The sequence below is a fragment of the Dryocola boscaweniae genome, from assembly GCF_025215095.1.
Taxonomy (GTDB): domain Bacteria; phylum Pseudomonadota; class Gammaproteobacteria; order Enterobacterales; family Enterobacteriaceae; genus Dryocola; species Dryocola boscaweniae.
On record NZ_JALHAP010000025.1, the window covers coordinates 1 to 345 of the forward strand.

The following is a 345-nucleotide window of genomic DNA, read 5'->3' on the forward strand; positions in this document are numbered from 1 at the left end:
GGTTATTGCCTGCCGACACGGTGACGTTATCGCCGCTTAACAGCGTGCCCGCTTCACGGGTGGCGCTGTCTTCCTCAATGGTGTGGGTGGTCTTTTTGCTGAGGAACCCTTTTTTGGTCTTTGTCTCCTCCCTGTAGTGATAGTCGCTTTCCGTCGCGGTGGTCAGGTTCACGTCGCGGCCTGCCGCTACGCCGATATCGCCGCTGGCGGTCACCTGCGCGGCCTCGCTGTTCACGTCACGTCCGGCGATAATTTTTGTATTGCCGCCGCTGGCGATTTCCGTGCCCTGCTGGCGCACCGACTCGTTAATTTCGACTTTTTTCTTCGCTTTGTAGCTGTTTCCTT

The 345-nt window shown here is 57.4% G+C and carries 1 protein-coding gene; it reads right to left on the reverse strand.

The genetic code is table 11. From position 1 onward, the window contains the following. Positions 1-345, reverse strand: a 345-nt coding sequence (locus MUA00_RS21370; RefSeq protein WP_271121230.1) for a hemagglutinin repeat-containing protein, incomplete at both ends; no start/stop codon positions are given.